Source organism: Burkholderia sp. BCC0405 (assembly GCF_902833075.1).
Taxonomy (GTDB): domain Bacteria; phylum Pseudomonadota; class Gammaproteobacteria; order Burkholderiales; family Burkholderiaceae; genus Burkholderia.
Genome location: NZ_CADFEO010000075.1, coordinates 1 through 348 on the forward strand (window position 1 = coordinate 1; position 348 = coordinate 348).

A 348-nucleotide genomic window follows, 5' to 3' on the forward strand; every position below is an offset into this window, starting at 1 on the left:
CGACGTGTGGAGCGTCTTCCATTCCACCGCCTTCGACTTCTCCGTCTGGGAACTCTGGGGGGCGCTGCTGCACGGCGCGCAGGCCGCCTTCGTCCCCTTCGAGACGAGCCGCGATCCGCTCGCGTTCGCCGATTTCCTGCGCGCGCAGCGCGTGTCCGTCCTCAGCCAGACGCCTTCGGCCTTCCGCCTGCTCGACCGGCAGCCCGGCTCGCTTCCCGCGCTGCGCCTGGTCGTGTTCGGCGGCGAAGCGCTCGACCCCGCCGCGCTGCGCGACTGGTTCGATCGCTACGGCGACGAGCGCCCTCGTCTCGTCAACATGTACGGCATCACCGAGACCACCGTCCACGT

General features: G+C 70.1%; 1 protein-coding gene. It reads left to right on the plus strand.

Annotated elements, in window-relative coordinates; all coding sequences use genetic code 11:
• Nucleotides 1-348, plus strand: a 348-nt coding sequence (locus HWX36_RS36760) for an AMP-binding protein (protein WP_175958585.1), incomplete at both ends; no start/stop codon positions are given.